Source organism: Streptomyces sp. NPDC058964 (genome assembly GCF_042741275.1).
In the GTDB taxonomy this organism is placed as follows: domain Bacteria; phylum Actinomycetota; class Actinomycetes; order Streptomycetales; family Streptomycetaceae; genus Streptomyces.
Genome location: NZ_JBHYKH010000069.1, coordinates 24,209 through 25,740, shown reverse-complemented (window position 1 = coordinate 25,740; position 1,532 = coordinate 24,209). Strand labels below are relative to the sequence as shown.

1 protein-coding gene and 2 pseudogenes are annotated in these 1,532 nt (G+C 73.3%); all 3 read right to left on the bottom strand.

All coding sequences use genetic code 11. The features are described from left to right. Positions 1–276 (bottom strand): annotated as a pseudogene (locus ACFW2E_RS12050) (hypothetical protein); the annotation flags it as partial. Beyond that, a complete protein-coding gene (locus ACFW2E_RS12045; RefSeq protein ID WP_384465258.1) occupies positions 273–1,190 on the bottom strand; it encodes a hypothetical protein in 918 nt (305 codons plus the stop codon). The pseudogene ACFW2E_RS12050 and the gene ACFW2E_RS12045, both read right to left, overlap by 4 nt. After that, a pseudogene (locus tag ACFW2E_RS12040) lies at positions 1,187–1,532 on the bottom strand (hypothetical protein); the annotation flags it as partial. The gene ACFW2E_RS12045 and the pseudogene ACFW2E_RS12040, both read right to left, overlap by 4 nt.

Genomic DNA, 1,532 nt, shown 5'->3' with positions numbered 1-1,532 from the left:
CCGCCCGCCCCCGCGGGTGGAGCGCGCGGCCCGCCCCCCCCCACCCCCCCCCGTGTCGCCCGCCCCCGCCCCCCCCCCCCCCGCCCCCACCCCCCCCCCCGCGGCGCTCCAGCGCAGGACGGCGCGCAGAGCACGGCGGTCCTTCTTCGGGCTGGGGCCCTCCACCGGAGGCGGTGCGAGGGGCGGCTCTCCGGGAAGCGGCGGAACCTCGGCCGGCCGCGTCTCCGTCTGCTGCACCTCGGCCGGCCGCGTCTCCGCCTGCTGCTGCTCGGTCATACCGCCTCCCCCGGATCCTTGATGCGGTCCAGTTGTTCGCGCAGCAACAGCGCCACGCCCTTCTTGTCCAGTGGCTTCCCCCCGGTCGCGGTGGCGCTGACCAGCACGTCACCCACGTACGCGGAGCAGACCATCATGTCGAGCTTCTCGTGCGAGTCGGCCGGCGGGAGGAAGCAGGCCGCGTTCTTGTGGCCCTGGATCTCCGGGCCCTTGCGGAAGATCTTCATGGCGTCGAAGAAGTCCTGCTGGACCGCGGCGATGGAGCGCACGGTCCGCCGGTTGCCCATCTGCGACAGCACGATGTCGACCGTGTAGGCGTGGTCCGAGTAGGCGGTGGAGTCGGCGGGGTGCTCGGTGCTCAGGTAGCTGCGCATCGCCATGCCCTTGATTTCCTGCTTGTCGATCAGCCGTTCCAGCTCCCGGCGCTGGGAACGGGGCAGGTCCTTGATCGACTCCTTGCGCATGGCCGCGGCCTGGCCGCCGGACAGCCGGGCGTCGGAACCGAACTCGCCGATGTCCGGACCGCGCCCGAAGCCCTCGGTCCCGTAGGGCAGGAGCATGCCCTGCAACCCGGTGGCCTCGGCCGCCTTCTCCCTGTCCTTGCCCTTGCCGGTCTTCGGGAAGCGCCAGTCGGGGGCTCCGGCGTCCCGGTCGGCGCCGTTCACGGTCACGACGGTGTAGCCGGCCCCCGCGACGACCGCGGCGAGCAGGGCGACGGTTCCCGCGATCGCGGTGATACGGCGCCGGTCGCGGGCGGGCTTCCCGGGGCCGGACTCGGGAGCGGGTTGTGGACCGGGTTCCGGAGCAGGCCGCACGCCGGCCTCCGGCGCGGGCCGCGGGGTGTCTTCCGGCTTCGCGGGAACTTCAGGGTCCGGGGCCACCGTGGCCTCGGGGTTCACGGAGTTGTCGCTCACAGCCGCTCCATCTGCCGCTTCGCCAGATCCATGATCTTCTTCTTCGGGATCGGCTTCGTGTCGAAGACCCAGATCTCCATGGCGATGTCACCGCGCCAGGCGTGCGCCTCGGCCGCGTACACGTCCAGGTAGCCGGCCTTGCTCTCGGGCCTGTGGTGGACGTACGCCATGCCGTCGCCGGTGCCGGGGACCGGCCAGCTGTCCGTGTTCCCTTCCCGCTCGGCCCAGTAGTAGGAGTCGTGGGGGGGGGGGGGGGGCCCGCGCCCCCGCGGCGGGGGGGGGGGGGGGGGGTGGGTGTGCACCAGGTTATGTGGGACCCCCCCCCCCGGGGAGAGAGCGGGC